The 412-nt window shown below is 58.0% G+C and carries 1 protein-coding gene; it reads right to left on the bottom strand.

Features of this window, described 5'->3' with window-relative positions; all coding sequences use genetic code 11:
• Positions 1 to 211 (bottom strand): LysR family transcriptional regulator (locus EOC83_RS32640; RefSeq protein ID WP_164762443.1); only part of this gene is annotated, 211 nt, incomplete at its 3' end.
• Between the last annotated feature and the right edge of the window lie 201 nt (positions 212 to 412).

The following is a 412-nucleotide window of genomic DNA, read 5'->3' as shown; positions in this document are numbered from 1 at the left end:
GCGCGCGGATCAGCAGCGCCTGCCCGGCATCGGGGGGGGTGATGCGACGGGTTGTGCGTAACAGAAGTTTCACGCCGAGGCGCTCTTCAAGCGCCGCGATCGCGCGCGACACCGACGGCTGTGACAGGCCAGACTCCCGGGCGGCCTTTGAAAAGCTGCCGGTTTCGATGGTTCTCACAAAAAGCGCGAGCTGCTGTAGCCTATCACTCATGCGTAAGACGTATATATGATATGGTTTCGGTCTCAATACCTCAGCTTTGGCGCATCAACTATCTCTCGTTCACCGCACCTGCACACCCTTCATACCTCGAGCAGCGGCAACAGGAGAAAGATCATGAATGAGCTCAATGGCAAGGTTGCCATCGTTAACGGCGCTTCCAAGGGCATCGGCGCAGCCATCGCCTGGCAATTT

The sequence above is a fragment of the Mesorhizobium sp. Primo-A genome (assembly GCF_003997175.1).
GTDB classification, from domain to species: domain Bacteria; phylum Pseudomonadota; class Alphaproteobacteria; order Rhizobiales; family Rhizobiaceae; genus Mesorhizobium; species Mesorhizobium ciceri.
This window is presented reverse-complemented; position numbering and strand designations above follow the sequence as displayed.